This window comes from bacterium, from assembly GCA_019637795.1.
Lineage (GTDB): Bacteria > Desulfobacterota > Binatia > HRBIN30 > CADEER01 > JAHBUY01.
The window spans coordinates 845,694-862,351 of record JAHBUY010000003.1; the positions used below are offsets into that span (position 1 = coordinate 845,694).

Below are 16,658 nucleotides of genomic sequence, written 5' to 3' on the forward strand. Positions count from 1 at the left end.
TGGAGGCCATGACTATAAGCCAACCCTTGCCGATGCCAACCCTGGTGCACCGTTCGCTGCTCGCCGCGCTGCTGACGCTCACCGCCGCTGGCTGCATCGTCATCACCGGGGACTTCGACCCCTTGTCGCGCCGCCCCCGCCCGCTCACCGAGCAGGTGGTGAGCGGCACCGGCAAGGCGAAGGTCCTGCTCATCGACCTCTCGGGCGTCATCTCGGGCGAGGAACGCGCCGGGCCGCTCGGACTCGGCGGCCGCGAGAGCACGGTGTCGCGCGTCCAGGCCGAGCTCGACGCCGCCGCCGAGGACGACGCGGTACGCGCCATCGTGGTGCGCATCAACAGCCCCGGCGGCACGGTCACCGCCAGCGACATCATCTATACGGCGCTGACCCGCTTCAAGACCGAGCACGGCACGCCGGTGCTGGTGCAGATGCTCGACGTCGCCGCGTCCGGCGGCTACTACGCCGCGCTCGCCGGCGACGAGATCGTCGCCACCCCGACGACGGTCACCGGCAGCATCGGCGTCATCTTCACCAACATCAGCGTCGCCGGCCTCATGGACAAGCTCGGGGTGCAGAACCAGACCGTCGCCTCGGGGGCGATGAAGGACATCGGCTCGCCGCTGCGCGCGATGACGCCCGCCGAGCGCGGCGTTCTGCAGAACCTGATCGGCGATCTGCAGTCGCGCTTCGTCGACCTGGTGCGCGAGCGCCGCCCCGGCCTGACGCCGGAGATGAGCACGACGATGACCGACGGCCGCGTCTTCAGCGCCGACCAGGCGCTGCAGGGCGGGCTGATCGACCGTCTCGGCTATCTCACCGACACCATCGAGCGCGCCAAGCAGCGCGCCGGCGTCAGCGAAGCGCGCGTCATCCGCTACCGCCGCGGCGACGAGTATGCCGATACGATCTACGCCCGCGCCGCCGTGCCGGCGCAGGTGACGCAGGTCAGCCTGCTGAGCCTCCAGGACGGGCGGCTGCCGCCCGGACCCCACTTCCTCTATCTCTGGGAGCCGTGAGCGGCGCCCTCCGCGGCAGCGGCCCGCGGCGAGCGGCATGGCATGACCGACCCGCGGCGATCGCCCCGCCTCCTCACCTGGGCCTGGACGCTGTTGGTCGCCAGCAGCGCGCTCTATTTCCTCGCCGACCACCAGGCCGACAACGACCTCTGGATGCACCTCTACAGCGGTCGGCGCATCCTCGCCGAGGGGGCGATCCCGCGCCTCGATGACGCCTCGTACACCGCCGCCGGCCTGCCGTGGATCGACCACGAATGGCTGAGCCAGGTCGGGCTCGCCGCGCTCTACGCCGCCGGCGGTTCGACCGCGATGTGGATGGCGAAGCTGGCCCTGGCGCTGGGCACCGCGGCGCTCGTCTGGCGCCTGGTACGCCGCCACGCCCGCTCGCCCTGGGTCTGGGGCCCGGTGATGGTGCTCACCCTGGCCGCGATGGCGCGCGGCTACGCGGTGCGCCCGCAGGTGGTGACGTACTTCGGGGTCGCCGCGCTGCTCGCCTGGCTCGATCGCCCGCGCCGCGCGCCGCCCGGCTGGGCGACGTATGCGATCGTCGCCGCCGGCTTCTGTCTGTGGGCCAACGCGCACGGCGCGGTCGTCGCCGGCATCGGCATGCTCGCGCTCTACGCCGCGCTCGGCAGCGCCCGCCACGACGGCGCGACCACGGCGCAGCGGGCGGCGTTGCTCGCCTGCGCCCTGCTCGCCATCGCCTGCAATCCCTACGGTCCACACCTGCTCGCCTACATCGCCAACGAGCTGCGCGTGCCGCACCCGATCAGCGAATGGCAACCGCTCGCGCTCGACGACCCGGCGCAGCGCCCGGCAGTGGTGCTGCTGGCCGCGCTGCTCGCCAGCCTCTACTGGACCCGCCTGCTGCGCCAGCGCCGCTGGTGGGCCGCGCTGCTGCTGCTGGTCGGCGTCATGGCGCTGCGCTCGCAGCGGCACGTGCCGCTGCTGGCGCTGTGCGCCGCCGCGCCCCTCGCCGACCAACTGCAGGGCGCCCTCGACGTAGCCGCGCTGCGCACGCGCTGGCGCTTCTCGCCCGCCGCCAGCGCGCTCGTGGCGGCCGCGCTGGCGGCGCTCGCCGCCGTCCAGCTCGCGACGGTCGGCGGCCAATTGTCGCGCGACCGCGGCGCCCTGGTCTTCGACGCCGGCGAGTATCCCGTCGGCGCGCTGCGCTTCCTGCGCGAGCGCGGCATCGCCGGCAACCTCGCCCTGCCGCTCGACTGGGGCGGCTACGCGCTCTGGCACGGCGCGCCGGCGCTCAAGGTGTCGCTCGACGGCCGCTTCGCCACCGTCTACCCGCCCGCCGTCGTCGAGGACGGATTCGCGTTCTTCCGCGCCGACGGCGACGCCAACGCGGCGCGCCTGCTCGATGCCTATCCGACCACCCTGGTGCTCGTCCCGCGCGGCACGCCGACGCCGCTCGACCGCCGCGGCGAGTGGCATCTGCTGTACACCGACCAGGTCGCCGCCCTGTGGAGCCGCGACGGCGACGCGGCGACGGGCCCGTCCACCGCGCCGCGCGGCATGCTGCCGTTCCCGTAGCCGCGGCCGGCGGCCGCGCCCCGGCAGCGGGCGGGCGTCAGCCGCGCTCGATGACCCGCAGCAGGGCGCGCAGGAATTCCATCCGCTGTCCCGGCGCCACCGGCTCGTAGCCCATGCGGCCGCGCAGCGCCTCGACGCTGCGTTCGACGGCCACCGCCGCGGGCTCGCCGTCCAGCGCCTCCACCCGGCGCAGGGTCTGGCGCAGGAGCTGGCGCTCCAGCGGACCGAGGGCGGCGACCTGGGCGTGGCTGAAGCGGAAGGCGTCGCCCGCCGAATCGCCGTCGATCGGCAGGTCGAGCGGCGCCCCGGCGTCGAGACGGACGACGATGGTCCCGGCGGCGAGATCGCCCAGCCGCTGGCAGCGCGGCGAAGCGACGATCGCCACCAGCCCGACGACGTAGCTGCCGGGCAGCGCGTCGACGGCGCGCAACAGGTTGCGCACCAGCGAGGCGCGGCTGGTGAGCGGCAGGCCATCGTCGCCCATCACCCGCAGACCGACCGCCCGCTTGCCGATCGACCGACCGCCGGTCAGCCACTCGCTCAGCATGAAGTACGCCCACTCGACGAGCAGTTGGCCGATGATCAGCAACGCGATCACCAGCATCCCGGCGTTCACCAGCATCTCCTGGGCGCGCCCGCCGAGCCCCTCGTCGAGCAGCGGTCGGAACGCTTCGAGGATCGACTGCGCCAGCGGCGTGGTCAGGAACAACCCGATGAGGACGGCGCATTCGATGAGCCCCAGCACCATCGCGTCGATCGCGTAGGCGAGCACGCGCGTCCCCGGACCGGCGATCGGGAAGCGCAGCGCGACCTGCTCGGCGGAGCGGATCTCCTGGATCGGCTCGCCGGCGACGGGAAGCGGGCGCGCCGGCTCATGCATGTGGCACCCGCGGCGTCTCTGTGCTGAGGTTGGGGCGCCGATGACGCCGCGACCAGCCGAGCCCATCGCGCCCCGCCGTGGCGCGGCGCGCGCCGACCTGCAGCGCTTCGCGGCGCTGGTCGAGCGCGCCGAACGGCTCCGCGTCCGCGGCGTCGGCTTCGACGAGCTGCGGGAGCTGGCGGCGCTGTATCGCACCCACGTGGCGCGCCTGGCGGTGGCGCGCGATCGCGACGCCGATCCGGACGCCGTGCGGACGCTGAACGGGCTCTGCGCCCGCGCCTACGCGGCGCTGTTCAGCGAGCGCGCCGCGCGCACCCGCCGCCCCTGGTCGCAGGCGCTGCGCGCCGCCCTCGGCCAGACCTGGCGCGCGCAGGTGATCGCCTGGGCGCTGCTCGCCGCCGGCATGCTGCTCGGCGGCGGCCTCACCTGGCACGACCCGCTCGCCGTGCACGCGCTGGTGCCGTCGGGCATGGGCTACTCGCCCGATCAGCTCGACGCGCTGCTCGCCTCGGCGACGGCGCGCGAGCGCTTCTTCGCCGCGCACGCGATGCCGGCCGGCCTGAAGGCGGTGTTCGGCTCGTTCCTGTTCGCCAACAACACCCGCGTCGGGCTCCTGGCCTTCGCCACCGGCATGCTGGCCGGCATTCCGACGCTGCTGTTGACCCTCTACAACGGCATCCTGCTCGGCGCCTTCGCCTCGATCTTTCTCCACGATCCGTGGCCTCTCGCGTTCCTCGCCTGGATCCTACCACACGGCGTGCCGGAGCTGACGGCCATTTCGCTCTGCGCCGCCGGCGGCCTCCAACTGGGCGCCGCGGTGGCGATGCCCGGACCACGCGGCCGCGCCGCGGCGCTCGCCGACGCCGTCCCGCCGGTGCTGGTGCTCCTCGGCGCCGCCCTGCCGCTGTTCGTGGTCGCGGCGCTGATCGAGAGCTTCGTCCGCCAGTCCGCGTTGGGCACCGCGCCGCGTCTCGCCGTCGCCGCGCTGTGGATCGCCGCCGCGGTCGCTCTGGTGGTCGCCGCCCGCCGCGCCGCGCCGCCGCACGCGGCCGACACGAGCTGGCTGCGCGACCTGACGTGAACGACGGGCTCAGGGCTCGACTCGCGCGCGCCTGCCGCGAGCCGCGACGGCCGCGCGGCGGCGCGGCCCTCCAGGTGGACGGTTGCATGCGGCGATCCCGCTCGGTCCGGGGAGCGCCCGAGATGGACGGCTCAGCGTTCCGGTCCGTAGCGCAGGGCGAGGTAGCGCTGCAGCACCGCGGCGGTGATCGCCTCCGGCGGCAGGTCGATGCTCTGCACGCCGCCGCGGCGCAGGGTGGCGAGCGCGGTGTCGCGCTCGCGCACCAGGTCGGCGAGCACCAGGCGGCGCGACACGGCGAGGACGTCGGCGCCGCCGCCGGGCGCGTCGAGCGCGGCGAAGGCGCGGTCGCGCACGGCGACCAGCAGGACGCGATGGCGGCGGCCGAGCAGCGCCAGCGGCTCGGTGAAGATCGCGGCCCCGGCCTCGACGACGTCGGTGAGCACGACGAGCAGCGCCCGCTGGCGATGGCGCGCCGCCAGCGTGCGCACCACCACGCGGTAGTCGGCTTCGACCAGGCGCGGCTGCAGCGGCCGCAGGACGTCGATGAGCACCCCGAGCTGGCGGCGCTGGGGGCGCGGCGGGCAGAAGCCGCGCAGCTCGCGATCGAAGGCGACGAGGCCGACGCGATCGCCGGCCTGCAGCGCCGCGTAGGCGAGCGCCAGGCCGGCATCCACCGCGTGATCCAGCTTGCTGCGGCCGTCGACGTCGCCGGCCATCAGGCGGCTGGTGTCGACGGCGATCAGCACCGTATGGTTGCGCTCGTGCTGGAGCTGGCGCACCACCAGCCGGCCGCGGCGCGCGGTGGCGCGCCAGTCGACGCGCCGCGGATCGTCGCCGGGCAGGTAGTCGCGCAGGGAATCGAAGTCCAAGCCGTCGCCGCGGCGCGGCGCCGGCTTGACACCCAGCGCTGCCAGCACCCGCCGCGGGTCGAGGGCGGCGGGGCGCAGCAGGCGGGTGGTGTCGGGATAGACGCGCAGCACGTCGCCGCCGGCGCCGCGATGGCGGCGGCGCAGGAAGCCGAGCGGCGACCGCACCAGCGCCACCAGCTCGCCGAAGGGTCGATCGCCGCGCCGCGTCGGCTGCATCGGGTAGCGGCGCTCGGCGACGCCGTCGCGATCGACGGCGACCGCCGCGAACCGCGGCGCCGCGGCGACGTCGGCCGGCGGGTCGTCGGCGAGCGCGCACACCAGCGCGGTGCCGCGCGGCACCGCGACCCGCAGACCGATGGCCGCTGCGCGCCCCACGAAGGCGCGCGCCGGCAGCGCGCGGAGAAGACGCGGCGCCGGCAGGCGGCGCAGCAGCAGCAGGTCGGCGGCGACCAGCGCCGCCAGCGCCAGCGCCCCCGCCAGCACGAACGGCCAGAGGACGGGCAGCGCCACCGCCAGCAGCGCGCCGGCGCACCACGCGGCGGCGGCGCCGAGCAGGCGGCGGTCCGGCCCGATCATCAGCGCGGCACGGTGACGCTCTGCAGCGTCTGCCGCAGCGCCTGGTCGACCGCCGTCCCCTCCACCTCGGCGGCGGGATCGAGCTGGACGCGGTGGCGCAGCACCGGCAGCAGCATCTCCTGCACGTCCTCCGGGATGACGAAGTCGCGGCCCTCGAGGGTCGCGTTCGCCTTGGCGGCGCGCAGCAGCAGCACCCCGGCGCGCGGCGAGGCGCCGAGCGCGAAGCTGAGGTCGGCGCGGGTGGCGCGCACCAGCGCCGCCGCGTAGGCGATGATCTCCTCCTGGACGATCACCGCCCGCACCAGGTCGCGCGCCTGTTCCAGCGTCGCGGCATCGAGGACGCGCGGCAACGCCGCCGGCGTGCGGCGATCGTCCTGGTGCAGGCGGAGGATGCCGCGTTCCTCCTCTTCGTCCGGGTACGCCATCGCGATCTTGAACAGGAAACGGTCGAGCTCCGCCTCCGGCAGCGGGTAGGTGCCCTCCTGTTCCACCGGGTTCTGGGTGGCGAACACCGCGAAGTGCGGCCCGAGCGCGTGGCGCTGGCCGTCGATGGTGGCGGCGCGCTCCTGCATCGCCTCGAGCAGCGCCGCCTGCGTCTTCGCCGGGGCGCGGTTGATCTCGTCGGCGAGCAGCAGGTCGGTGAACAGCGGTCCGGGGCGGAAGCGCAGCTCGCCGCGCGCCGGGTCGAGCACCGGCATGCCGATGACGTCGCCGGGCAGCAGGTCGGGGGTGAACTGGACGCGCCCGAAGCGGACGTCGAGGCAGGCCGCGAGGGCGCGCACCAGCAGCGTCTTGCCGATGCCCGGCACGCCCTCGATCAGGCTGTGCGCCGAGCACAGCAGGGTGATGAAGGCGAGGCGGACCGCCTCCTCCTGGCCAACCAGCACGGCGGCGAGCGTCTCGCGCAGACGCGCGTAGGCGGCGCCGATGTCGGCGATCGTGGCGGGTCCGCTTTGGCTCATCGGGTCACATCCTCCACCAGGGCATCGAGCGCCCGCACGGTGGCGGCCAGCGCCGCCGCGCTGCGCGCGGCGATCGGCGCCGTCAGCGCCGCCAGCGCCGGCGGGGCGGCGCGCCGGCTGGCGCGCAGGCGATCGAGCAGGGCCGGCAGCGGCGTGTCCGCCGGCAGACCGAAATGGCGGCGCAGTCGCGCCGCGGCGAGCTGCTGGTAGCGCTCGGCGACGCGCTGGAAGTCGCCGCTGCGGGCATAGAGGTGGGCCAGCGAATCGACGAACGCCTCCAGCGTCGGCGCCGGCTCCGGAGCGTTCGGCGCGCGCCGCGCCGGCCAGAGATTGGCGTGCCAGACGACCAGCAGGCCGAGCACGGCGATCCCGAGCAGCGCCGGCACGGCCGGCGAGCGCGCCAGGTAGCGCACGGCGCCGCGCTCGCGGTGCAGGCCGTGGCTGCGCTCGTCGATGCGCGGCACACCGTAGGCGCGCACGAGGTCCATGGCGAAGAGCGCCGCGTCGCCCGCGTCGAGCCATTGGTTGCGCAGCGGCGCCGCGTCGGCGACCAGCACCAGCGTGCCGTCGCCCACCGGCATCGCGACGACGAACGGCTTGCCGTCGATCATCGCCCGTACCGTGCCGGCGCCGTGATCCGTGAAGCTGGCGAGCGCCGGCATCGGCAGGAGACGCGGCGCGCCCACCAGCGGTCCGTCGATCGTCTGCGCCGCGCGCGGCGCGTCGGGTCGATGGTCGACGGCGGTGCGCGCCGGCACCGTCACGCCGGCGATCTCGGCGCAGTCGTCGTCCGGATCGGCGCCGAGAAAGACCACCGCGACGCCGCCGGCGGCGAGCCAGGCATCGCCGGTCCACGGCGCCTCGACCGCGTCCGCCGATGGCGTCCGCGGGCGGCAGACCCCCTGCGGCTCGATCCACCACACCGTGGCGCCTGGCGGCAGGGCGTCGGCGGGCGCGAAGGAGCGGCTCGCCGGCAGCCCGAGCTCGGTGAGCAGCGCCAGCAGCGCGCCGTGGCCGACCGAGGTGACGCCGAACGTGCTGCGCGAGAGCTCCCGGCTGCGATCGGGCTGCAGCAGGCCGACGAGGCCGAGCAGCAGGCCGAGCGCGACCAGCGACCAGCGGGCGGAGCGGCTCATGCCTCGCCGCCGCCCCCCGCCAGGCGGGCGTGCAGCGCCCGCCAGGCGCCGTACAGGTCGGCATCGCCGGCGCGGTCGCGGAACCACCCGCGCTCCAGCCGGTCGAGCAGGTCGAGCAGCGTCCGCCGCTCGGCCGACGGCAGCGCCGCCTCGCGCACCCGGCGGCGCAGGACCCGGTTGGCCTCGAAGCGCGACAGGGCCAGCCGGCGCTGGCTCACCAACAGCGCGATGGTCGCGAGCTGCAACCGGTGCGCGGCGTCGAGGAACCGCCCCTGCGCCGCCAGCGCCTCCGCCTCGGCGGCGAAGCTCGGCGCCGCGTCGGTCGCCGGCGGCGCGGCGTCGGACCGCGGCGCGCGCAGCGCGGCGGCGACCGACCACACCACGTGGGTGAGCAGCAGCGCCGACACCGCCAGCAGGCCGGCGATGATCAGCACCTGGCTCGCCGCCGGCAACGCCCCGACCCAGTCGTTCCAGCGCTCGAGCCAATCGGAGACGTGGTGGAGCCACCACAGCGGATCGTCGCTGCCGTGCCAGGTCGCGTACGGCTCGCGGCTCAGGATCTCGCGGGCGAGCGCGCGCACCTGCTCGTCGCCGATCGCCGCCGGATCCATCTCGATCAGCGCCTCCGCGAGCGCCGACAGCGCGGCCACCGCTCGGGCAGGCGCGCCGTCGCGCCGCTCAGAGCGCCGCCACTGCCGGCACCGCGCCGCGCTGCTCGACGAGCCGCGCCAGGTGCTCGAGGTCGAAGGCCTCGCGGCGGCAGCGGACGTCGAAGTAGAAGACGACGTTGACGGCATACAGGAACGCGTACGTGACGATGCCGACGATGGTCGAAGCGATGGCATTGACCGACGGCCAGGCATTGAGCGCCCAGGTCGCGCCGCTGCTCACCACGCTCATCAACATCATGGCGACGAAGCCGATGACGAAGCCGCGGCCCTTGTTGCCTTTCATCAGCGCGCTGCTGCGCCGCAGCGCGGCCATGCCGAAGATGCGCTCGATCACCATCACCTGCGTCGACACCCAGTAGGCGAACACCAACCAGATGCCGGGAAGCACCAGCAGCAGCATGCCGAGGCCGATCAGGACCGAGGACAGCAGGCCGGTGCCGACCACCGGCAGCAGGATTCCCCACGACTGGCGCAGCGCCTGGCCGGCACTGGACGAGCGGCCGACGTACAGGTCCCCCAGCGCCATGGTCATCGCCGTCGAGGCGAGCGGGAAGGCGACGAAGACCACCAGCATCATCAGCCCGACCACCACCAGCAGCGGCGCCAGCATCGCCCCGGCCTGGCCGTGGCCACCGCCGGTGACCCGCACCAGCGCCAACTGCAGGACGCCCAGCGGACCGTAGGCGATGGCCGCGATGGCGACCAGCGGTCCGAAGTGGTTGCGCAGCAGCCGGAATCCCGTGTCGAGGATCTCGCCCACCGACATCGGCCGGATCTCGTACGCCATCGCCGCCTCCCGCACGGCCGGTGCCGCGCATCCGCTGTTGCGGCGTTACTGCCGAAGGCACCGGACAGCGTCAAGCGCCATCTGCGACGGGCGCCGCGGCGTGCGCGCCGGAGGCGGGGCGCCCTCAGCCACCGCAGCGCGGCAGGGCGGCGCAGTCGGCGGCGAGATCGGCGGCGCCGTCGCCGTCGGCGTCGATCTCCGCCGCGCCGGCCGCGAAATGCGCGCCGCCGCGCGAACCGTCCTGGCGCTCCAGCGCCAGGCGGCCGGCGCTCGGGCAGGCGCCGCCGCCGGTCAGCGGCTCGTCCGTGGCGACCGTGAACGGGCGCGCGCAGGACAGCGCCAGCCCGCCGGCGAGGCGACGCGCGACGCCGGCGGCGTCGACCGTGACCGAGAAACCGTCCAGCGCGGCATCCTCCATCCTCGCCGCGCCGCCCGCGCCGACCGCCAGGCGGCCGCTGGCAGTGACGGCGCGCACGCACTGCCCGGCGCTGCCGCTCGCCCGCCGCTCGAGACGCAGGCCCCGGGCGCGCAGCGCCAGCGGGGCGCGGCCGCGCCGCTGCACCGTCAGCCCGCCGTCGAGCGCCAGGATCGCATCGTCCAGGTCGCAGCCGCTGCGCAGGGGCTGCACGGTCTCGACCAGGCGATCGGCGGTGAACGTCTCGGCGACGCCGTCGCCGTCGACGACCTCGGCGCGGACGTTGGTGAGGCGATAGGTGCGCGTGATCTCGGGCGGGATCGGGCCGCCGAGGCCACAGAAGGCCGTCGCCGAGCTGACGGCGATCCGGCCGTCGACGGTCACCACCACGCCGCTCGCCGCATCGCGCAGCGCGCACTGACGCGCCACCAGACGGAGGACGTTACCGCCTCGGAGCTCGACGCAGACGCCCTGCAGGCTGCCGCGCTCGCAGGCCGTGCCGGCGGCGGCGAGAGCCGGGACGTCCCGGCCGCCGGCCAGCTCGGCCAGGGCGTCGGCGACGCGCAGCGCCGCGGCGACGCTCGCGCCGGTCGCCTGCGGCTCCCCGACCGCCGCCGCGCCGGCACCGCCACCGCCACCGCCACAGCCGGCGGACGCCAACAGCGCCGAAGCCCAGAACAGAATCGTGGTCGCACGCATCGCATCCTCCTCAGGCAACGGACCGGGCCGTCCACCCGCACGGGCCGCGCGGACGGGTCTCGCTGCCAAGGCGTTACGAGGCGCGAAACCTCGTTACGCGCGGCGGCGGAACAACTGGGCGTCGAGCGAGAAGCGGCCGGGGCCGGTGAAGAGGAGCAGGAGGGCGATGGACCAGTAGATCAGCGCCAGCTCGAAGGACGGTCCGCCGGCGCCGACGAACGGGTCGCCGCGCTGGAGGTGGAAGACGACCGCGACGGTCATGGTGGCCAGGACGCCGAGCGAGGCGATCGGGGTGAGGAAGCCGGCGATCCACCCCAGACCGCCGCCGAAGAACTCGGCGATGGCGGCCAGGGCCTGCAGCGCGCCGGGCACGGGAGCCTCCGGCGGCATCCAGGAGAACGGCGTCTCGATCTTGCCCGAGCCGTGGACGAGGAAGGCCGCGCCGGCGACCAGGCGGAGCAGCAGGAGCCCGAGCGCGCCGCGGCCGTCGAGCACGGGTGGGACGATCCAGGCGAGGAGCCCGCTGCGTTCGTTCATCGCGTTCCTCCTCAGTGTGCCAGCGCCGCCCATTGCTCGGCGCGGATGCGGCCGACGAGCGCGAAGGACCCGCCGCTCGGCGCCGGGCGGACGACGAGGGTTTCGCCCTCCTCGAGATCGAGGTTGAGGAGCGCCTTGAGGGTGTCGCCGTGGCCGACGAGCACGGTGTTCTGCCTCGGGATCGGCGGCGTGCCGAGCAGGCGGCGCACCGCGGCGAGGTGCGACTTGGCGTTGGGCCCGGTGGCGGGCAGGAGGTCGTGGTCGAGCAACATGTAGCCGAAGGCGAGGCGGGCGGTGTCGGCGCAGCGGCAGTAGGGACTGCTGCGCACCATGCCGATCGGCAGGCGGAGGCGCGCGATCGCCGCCGCGATGCCCTCGGCCTGCGCGCGCCCGAGCGCCGAGAGGCCGCGCTGGGTGGCGCAGTTCTCGAGCACGACGCGGGCGTCGTCCTTGCGGCTGGGGTCGCTGGCGGCGTGGCGGACGAAGAGGACCAGGCCTCCCTGGCGCAGCGCCGCCGCGAGCTGGGCGGCGTTGACCGGCGGCACGACGGCGGGCGGCATCGCCGGCGCCTCCGGTTGACGCGACGGGCAGCCGGCGAGCGTCGCCAGGGCCGCCACCACCATCGCCAGCCGGATCCATCGCGCCATGCGTCCCTCTCCTCCGCAGCCCTGTGGACGATCGAACAGGGCACCGTGTATCAAATGACGGGATGCAGCGCAGCGGAACCGGCGCACCTCCCGAAGGACGCGAGGCCGATGTCGCCGTCGTGCTCGGTGCCGCGGTACGACCGCAGGGACGCCCGAGTCCGACGCTGTCGCGGCGCACGATGCACGCGGTCGAGCTGGCGCGCAGTGGCGCGGTCGCCCATCTGCTGCTGACCGGCGGGGTCGGCCGCCATCCGCCGTCCGAGGCCGCCGTCATGCGCGCCATCGCCGAGCGAGCCGGCATCCCGCCCGCGCGCCTGGTGCTCGACGAGAGCGCGTCGACGACGCTCGAGAGCGCCCGCGCCTGCGCCCGCATCATCGCGGCGCGCGGCTGGACACGGGTGCTGCTGGTCACGGACCGCTACCATCTGGCGCGCTCCCTGATGGCCTTCCGACACTTCGGCGTCGTCGCCCGCGGCAGCGCCCCGCCCGACCCTTCCGACACCGCCGCCTGGCGCCGGTTGCTGCTGAGCGCCCGCGAGCTGGTGGCGATCCCGTGGTACGTGGTGCGGCTGGCGGTGGAGAAGAAATGACCGGGGCGGCTATCGCCGGCGGTCAGCTCAATCCGTACAGCGCGGCGCAGTTGGCGCCGGCGATGAGGCGCCGCTCGTCGTCCGGAACGTCCTTGAAGTGCTCGGCCAGCGCCTCGCGCGACTTCGGCCAGGTGCTGTCGGAGTGTGGGTAGTCGGTCGACCACATGACGTTGTGGAGGCCGGCGCGGTGGCGCTCGGCGACGCCCGCGAGGTCCTGGATGAACGTCGCGTGCCCCTGGCGGTACCAATAGAAGCTGGGCTTCTCGGTGATCACCGACTTGGTCCAGAAGCGGTGCTTGTTGAAGGTCTGGTCCATGCGCTCGAGGAAGTAGGGGATCCAACCGATGCCGCATTCGACGAGCACGTACCGGAGCTTCGGATGACGCTCGAGGATGCCGGTGAAGGTGAGCGTCGACACCACCTCGCAGATCGAGATCGGGGCGATGGCGATGAACGTCTCCTTCACGCCGGGGGTCGGATTCATGAACGTCGCCTGCACGTTGGCGTTGCGCGGCCCGACGATGTGGAAGCTCATCGGGAGGCCGGTCTCCTCGATCAGCGCCCACAGCTTCTCGTAGGCGGGATCCCACAACGCCTTGCCGCCGCGCTCGTCGGGGAACGGATCGACGTGGAAGCCCCTCAGCCCCAGCCGGGCGATGCGCTCGAGCTCGGCGCAGCCCTCGTCGATGTCGACCAGCGGCACGTGCGCGAGCCCGACCAGGCGGGTCGGCGCGGCCTTCGAGAGCTCGACCATCCAGTCGTTGTAGCGCTGCACGACGTAGCGACGGAGCGCCGGGTCGGCGGCGTACTGGGTGACCGGGCCGCCGAAATAGAGCACCTCGGCGTCGACGCCGTCGAGGTCCATGTCGGCGAGGCGCGCCGTCGGGTCGTAGGCGCCGGGCCGCATGTCCTTGTAGGTCAGGCCGTGCGGCTTGTAGTCCTCCGGCTTGCGGCCGGCGGAGGAATCGAGGCCGATGGCGCCGCTGATCTGCGAGTCGACGATCCAGAAGTCGCCCATCTCGGTCGACTCGACGCGCGGCGCGCGGTCCTTGAACTGCGCCGGGCAGTCGCGCACCCACAGGTCCTTCGGCGGATTGACGTGCGAATCGGCGGAGACGATGCGATCGCTCATCGGTGAGCCCTCCTGCGCATCGAGTTCATCCATCGCGCGCGGGCAGTCAAGCGCCAGGGGCTAAACGGCACTCGCGTTCCGGAAATCGGTCTACTTCCCCTGGCGATTGAGCTGGTCGACGTTGAAGAAGCCCTCGGGGAAGCTGATGCGCGACTGCTGCGTCGGCGCCTTCGGGTCGGCGAAGCTGACCGTGGCGCGGTCGAGCTTCCAGTTCTGCGCCATCGTGAAGGTCAGCTTGGCGTAGCTGCGCCACTCGCCGTCGACGTCGAAGAACGGGCCGTAGACCGGCAGGTACGAGTTGAGGATCTCGCCCTGCCAGTCGTACTTGCTGTTGTAGGTGCCGCGCCAGCTCTCCTTGTCGAAGCGCAGGACGATCTTGCCGAACAGGTAGTACTTGTCCTTGGGGGTGCCCTCGACGATCCACACCGGGCGCTTGACGAGCACGAAGTCGCTCTGCAGCGGCCGCCAGGCGAAGCCGGTGAAGTCCTTGGTCTGGTAGGCGAAGCGCGGCAGCAGGCCGTCCCGGCCCTGGAAGCCGCCGCTCGGCAGGCGGGAGATGTTGCACTCCTTGTCCATCAGCGACGCGCGGTCCATCAGCACCAGCATCTCGCCGTCGCCGACCAGCTTCCAGTCGAAGTCCTCGGGCTTGCCGTCGAAGTACGAGCCGTCGTCCTGCGACATGTCGGAGCCGAGGAAGCCGTCGGAGCGGTTGGCCGGCGACACGGCGCGGACGCGGCGCAGGGCCGGGACGAAGGTCCACGCCTGGTCGCGTCGCGACGGGTCGCGGAAGCGGTGCGTCAACGCCACCGTGCCCTGCAGGTCGGCTGGCGCCGTCACCGCCGAGATCTGCTGGAAGAGGAAGTTCTGCGGGTTGCTCGCCGGCCGGTACTTCGCCGGCTGGCCGTCGAAGAAGTGCTGATAGACGTCGGTGCCGATGCTGCGCTGCATGCCCTGCGAGCCGACCCACTCCAGGTTCACCTGGTTGTGCGAATTGCCGAGCAGGTACGACTGGTAGAAGAAGTTCCACACGATCTTCGCGCCGGCCTGCGGGTCGTTCCGGTCGACCACCGGGAACGGCGGGCCGTAGATGAACGCCGGCTGCTGACCGCTGCCGCTCTCGACCACGCCGCCGTCCGCCCCGAGCGCGTACTGGCCGCCGTTCCTCTGGCCGGCGGCGAGGAAATCCTCGTCGCCGAAGTGCGTCTCCGCCGGCGGCGTGACCACCTCGTGCTGCCACTGGCCGTTCTTGTAGCGGTCGAGGAACTCCGCCGGCAGCATGCCCTCCGCCTGCTGCCAGGTGTCGGCGTTGAGCACCGTGCCCGGCGCCGGCTCGGCGCCGGCCGGCGATCCGGCCGCGCTCAGCGCGACGATGACCGCCGCGATCACTCCACCCCATCTCGCTGTCGCCATGCGCCCCTCCCGCGCCTGCCCAACGACTGCGGCGCTCATATCGACCGATCGCAGGATTTGTAAAGACGCGGCCATCGGCGGCGGCCCGTCAGCGCGCGGCGGCGGAGACGCCCAGGCGATTCGCCAATCGCCGCAGGTTGGCGCGATCCAACCCGAGGGCGCGGGCGGCGACGCTCCAGCTCCCGTCGGCGGCGCGCAGGGCCTGTTCGATGCGGCGGCGTTGGAACTGGTCGGTGGCGGCGCGCAGCGGCAGGTCCGCGGCGGCGGCGGGCCCGTCGGGGATCGGCGGCGGCGCGGCGCCGACGATGCCGAGGTGCTCGCCGCCGATGATCACCGGCTCGCCGCGGCGGCTGCCGGCGGCGCGCAGTGAGGCGCGCAGCAGGGCGTGCTCGAGCTCGCGCACGTTGCCCGGCCAGTCGTAGGCGTGCAGCGCCGCGCGCGCCTCGGCGGAGACGCGCACGGGCCCGAGCCCGAGGCGGACGCGGACGTGGTCGAGGAAGTAGCCGCAGAGGAGGTCGATGTCGGCCGGGCGTTCGCGCAGCGGCGGGATCTGCAGCGGGTAGACGTTGAGCCGGTGGTACAGGTCGGCGCGGAAACGACCGGACTCGACCTCGGTCGGGAGGTCGCGGTTGGTGGCGGCGATGACCCGCACGTCGACGCGCACCGTCTCGTCCGAGCCCACCCGCTGCACCTCGCCGGTCTGCAGCACGCGCAGCAGCTTCGGCTGCAGCGACAACGGCAGCTCGCCGATCTCGTCGAGCAGCAGCGTGCCGCCGTCGGCGACCTCGAACTTGCCGGCCCGCGCCTCGCGCGCGTCGGTGAAGGCGCCGCGCGTGTGGCCGAAGAGCTCGCTCTCGGCGATCGATTCCGGCAGCGCGGCGCAGTTCAGATAGATGAGCGGACGGTGTCGCCGCCCCGACCGCAGGTGGATGGCGCGGGCCGCGACCTCCTTGCCGACGCCGGTCTCGCCGGTGATCAGCAGCGGCAGGTCGGAACGGGCGATCAGGGCGATGTCCTCGCGGATGCGCTGCGCCGCGGCGCTGACGCCGAGGAATTCCGAGCCCACCCGCTCGTGCGCCTCGGAGCCGAGCTGCTGGGCGACGACGCGCTCGCGCTGCGACTGGTGCTGCAGCCCCGACAACAGGCTCGCGGTCTTGAAGGCGAGCGCCAGCAGGGCGCCGAAGTGGCCCAGCGTCTCGACGTCGATGCCGTCGAACGCGTCGGCCGCCAGCGCGTCCGCCGCCAGCACCCCCAGGGTCTCGCCCTGCACGCGCAGCGCGCACCCCATGCAGGCATGCACCCGGTGCGCGGCCGAGGCGTCGCACGAGAGCAGCCCGTCGAAGGGATCGGGCGCCGCCAGATCCTTGGCAAACCGGATCGGCCCCGGAGCGTCGAGAATCTGCTGCAGCCGCGGATGCTCCCGCGGCCAGAAGCGCCGCCCCACGGTCTCCGGCACCAGCCCGTTCACCGCCACCGGCACCAGGCTGCCGTCGCCGTCCAGACGTAGGAACGCCGCAGAGTCGTACGGGATCACCTCGCGGATGTGATCGAGCAACCGCCGATAGCGCTCCTGCTCCTCGAGATCCGCCGAGAGATCACAGGCCGCGTTGAGCAGCGCCACCGCCCTGGCATCGCCGATTCGGGTCATATCGACTCCACCCGAGTCAGTTGGACTCGAGCAGTCTCGGGTCAGATTGACCCGTGAAGC

At 73.9% G+C, this 16,658-nt stretch carries 16 protein-coding genes; 4 read left to right on the forward strand and 12 right to left on the reverse strand.

The genetic code is table 11. The annotated features are described in order from the left end of the window. Positions 1 to 26 precede the first annotated feature (26 nt). Both sppA and KF840_13610 read left to right on the forward strand, forming a co-directional pair. The gene (sppA, locus tag KF840_13605) at positions 27 to 1,016 is read left to right on the forward strand and encodes a signal peptide peptidase SppA (protein ID MBX3025937.1); all 990 of its coding nucleotides are present in this window, start codon (positions 27 to 29) and stop codon (positions 1,014 to 1,016) included. A 42-nt stretch (positions 1,017 to 1,058) separates the two neighbouring features. Then, positions 1,059 to 2,558 (forward strand): hypothetical protein, encoded by a 1,500-nt coding sequence (locus KF840_13610; GenBank protein MBX3025938.1) that lies wholly within the window; start codon positions 1,059 to 1,061, stop codon positions 2,556 to 2,558. Between the two features lie 37 nt (positions 2,559 to 2,595). On the opposite strand, the gene KF840_13615 is transcribed toward KF840_13610, so the two are convergent. Next, positions 2,596 to 3,438: an RDD family protein gene (locus KF840_13615; protein ID MBX3025939.1), complete on the reverse strand. Its 843-nt coding sequence runs from the start codon at positions 3,436 to 3,438 to the stop codon at positions 2,596 to 2,598. Between the two features lie 40 nt (positions 3,439 to 3,478). On the opposite strand from KF840_13615, the gene KF840_13620 reads away from it, so the two are divergent. After that, the gene (locus KF840_13620) at positions 3,479 to 4,519 is read left to right on the forward strand and encodes a stage II sporulation protein M (protein MBX3025940.1); all 1,041 of its coding nucleotides are present in this window, start codon (positions 3,479 to 3,481) and stop codon (positions 4,517 to 4,519) included. 131 nt (positions 4,520 to 4,650) lie between these two features. On the opposite strand, the gene KF840_13625 is transcribed toward KF840_13620, so the two are convergent. From KF840_13625 to KF840_13660, 8 genes are all read right to left on the reverse strand, one after another. After that, positions 4,651 to 5,964 carry a DUF58 domain-containing protein gene (locus KF840_13625; protein ID MBX3025941.1) on the reverse strand — a complete coding sequence of 438 codons (1,314 nt, stop codon included), beginning with the start codon at positions 5,962 to 5,964 and terminating at the stop codon, positions 4,651 to 4,653. Next, positions 5,964 to 6,926 carry a MoxR family ATPase gene (locus KF840_13630; protein MBX3025942.1) on the reverse strand — a complete coding sequence of 321 codons (963 nt, stop codon included), beginning with the start codon at positions 6,924 to 6,926 and terminating at the stop codon, positions 5,964 to 5,966. Before KF840_13630 ends, KF840_13625 begins: the two co-directional genes overlap by 1 nt. Next, positions 6,923 to 8,062, reverse strand: coding sequence for a hypothetical protein (locus tag KF840_13635; protein MBX3025943.1), 1,140 nt, complete (start codon positions 8,060 to 8,062; stop codon positions 6,923 to 6,925). Before KF840_13635 ends, KF840_13630 begins: the two co-directional genes overlap by 4 nt. Continuing rightward, positions 8,059 to 8,712 carry a hypothetical protein gene (locus tag KF840_13640; protein MBX3025944.1) on the reverse strand — a complete coding sequence of 218 codons (654 nt, stop codon included), beginning with the start codon at positions 8,710 to 8,712 and terminating at the stop codon, positions 8,059 to 8,061. Before KF840_13640 ends, KF840_13635 begins: the two co-directional genes overlap by 4 nt. Before the next feature lie 28 nt (positions 8,713 to 8,740). Beyond that, complete coding sequence (locus KF840_13645) at positions 8,741 to 9,520, reverse strand: hypothetical protein (GenBank protein ID MBX3025945.1); 780 nt, start codon at positions 9,518 to 9,520, stop codon at positions 8,741 to 8,743. 124 nt (positions 9,521 to 9,644) lie between these two features. Further along, positions 9,645 to 10,634 carry a hypothetical protein gene (locus KF840_13650; GenBank protein MBX3025946.1) on the reverse strand — a complete coding sequence of 330 codons (990 nt, stop codon included), beginning with the start codon at positions 10,632 to 10,634 and terminating at the stop codon, positions 9,645 to 9,647. A gap of 93 nt (positions 10,635 to 10,727) precedes the next feature. Then, on the reverse strand, positions 10,728 to 11,171 hold the full coding sequence (locus KF840_13655; protein MBX3025947.1) for a DoxX family protein: 444 nt from the start codon (positions 11,169 to 11,171) through the stop codon (positions 10,728 to 10,730). Between the two features lie 11 nt (positions 11,172 to 11,182). After that, positions 11,183 to 11,818 carry a histidine phosphatase family protein gene (locus KF840_13660; GenBank protein MBX3025948.1) on the reverse strand — a complete coding sequence of 212 codons (636 nt, stop codon included), beginning with the start codon at positions 11,816 to 11,818 and terminating at the stop codon, positions 11,183 to 11,185. 62 nt (positions 11,819 to 11,880) lie between these two features. Between KF840_13660 and KF840_13665 the strand changes: the two genes are divergently transcribed. Beyond that, on the forward strand, positions 11,881 to 12,408 hold the full coding sequence (locus KF840_13665) for a YdcF family protein (protein MBX3025949.1): 528 nt from the start codon (positions 11,881 to 11,883) through the stop codon (positions 12,406 to 12,408). Between the two features lie 22 nt (positions 12,409 to 12,430). On the opposite strand, the gene KF840_13670 is transcribed toward KF840_13665, so the two are convergent. The 3 genes from KF840_13670 to norR form a co-directional block, all read right to left on the reverse strand. Continuing rightward, the gene (locus tag KF840_13670) at positions 12,431 to 13,540 is read right to left on the reverse strand and encodes an amidohydrolase (GenBank protein ID MBX3025950.1); all 1,110 of its coding nucleotides are present in this window, start codon (positions 13,538 to 13,540) and stop codon (positions 12,431 to 12,433) included. Between the two features lie 90 nt (positions 13,541 to 13,630). Continuing rightward, on the reverse strand, positions 13,631 to 14,950 hold the full coding sequence (locus KF840_13675) for a DUF1329 domain-containing protein (GenBank protein MBX3025951.1): 1,320 nt from the start codon (positions 14,948 to 14,950) through the stop codon (positions 13,631 to 13,633). An 88-nt stretch (positions 14,951 to 15,038) separates the two neighbouring features. Beyond that, entirely contained in the window at positions 15,039 to 16,598 is a 1,560-nt protein-coding gene (gene norR / locus KF840_13680) for a nitric oxide reductase transcriptional regulator NorR (protein MBX3025952.1), read from the reverse strand. Between the last annotated feature and the right edge of the window lie 60 nt (positions 16,599 to 16,658).

Coding starts and splice junctions, on each gene's coding strand:
- KF840_13610 (MBX3025938.1), top strand. CDS start 1,059: ATGACCGACCCGCGGCGATCGCCCCGCCTCCTCACCTGGGCCTGGACG.
- KF840_13615 (MBX3025939.1), bottom strand. CDS start 3,438: ATGCATGAGCCGGCGCGCCCGCTTCCCGTCGCCGGCGAGCCGATCCAG.
- KF840_13620 (MBX3025940.1), top strand. CDS start 3,479: ATGACGCCGCGACCAGCCGAGCCCATCGCGCCCCGCCGTGGCGCGGCG.
- KF840_13625 (MBX3025941.1), bottom strand. CDS start 5,964: ATGATCGGGCCGGACCGCCGCCTGCTCGGCGCCGCCGCCGCGTGGTGC.
- KF840_13630 (MBX3025942.1), bottom strand. CDS start 6,926: ATGAGCCAAAGCGGACCCGCCACGATCGCCGACATCGGCGCCGCCTAC.
- KF840_13635 (MBX3025943.1), bottom strand. CDS start 8,062: ATGAGCCGCTCCGCCCGCTGGTCGCTGGTCGCGCTCGGCCTGCTGCTC.
- KF840_13645 (MBX3025945.1), bottom strand. CDS start 9,520: ATGGCGTACGAGATCCGGCCGATGTCGGTGGGCGAGATCCTCGACACG.
- KF840_13650 (MBX3025946.1), bottom strand. CDS start 10,634: ATGCGTGCGACCACGATTCTGTTCTGGGCTTCGGCGCTGTTGGCGTCC.
- KF840_13655 (MBX3025947.1), bottom strand. CDS start 11,171: ATGAACGAACGCAGCGGGCTCCTCGCCTGGATCGTCCCACCCGTGCTC.
- KF840_13660 (MBX3025948.1), bottom strand. CDS start 11,818: ATGGCGCGATGGATCCGGCTGGCGATGGTGGTGGCGGCCCTGGCGACG.
- KF840_13665 (MBX3025949.1), top strand. CDS start 11,881: ATGCAGCGCAGCGGAACCGGCGCACCTCCCGAAGGACGCGAGGCCGAT.
- KF840_13670 (MBX3025950.1), bottom strand. CDS start 13,540: ATGAGCGATCGCATCGTCTCCGCCGATTCGCACGTCAATCCGCCGAAG.
- KF840_13675 (MBX3025951.1), bottom strand. CDS start 14,950: ATGGCGACAGCGAGATGGGGTGGAGTGATCGCGGCGGTCATCGTCGCG.
- norR (MBX3025952.1), bottom strand. CDS start 16,598: ATGACCCGAATCGGCGATGCCAGGGCGGTGGCGCTGCTCAACGCGGCC.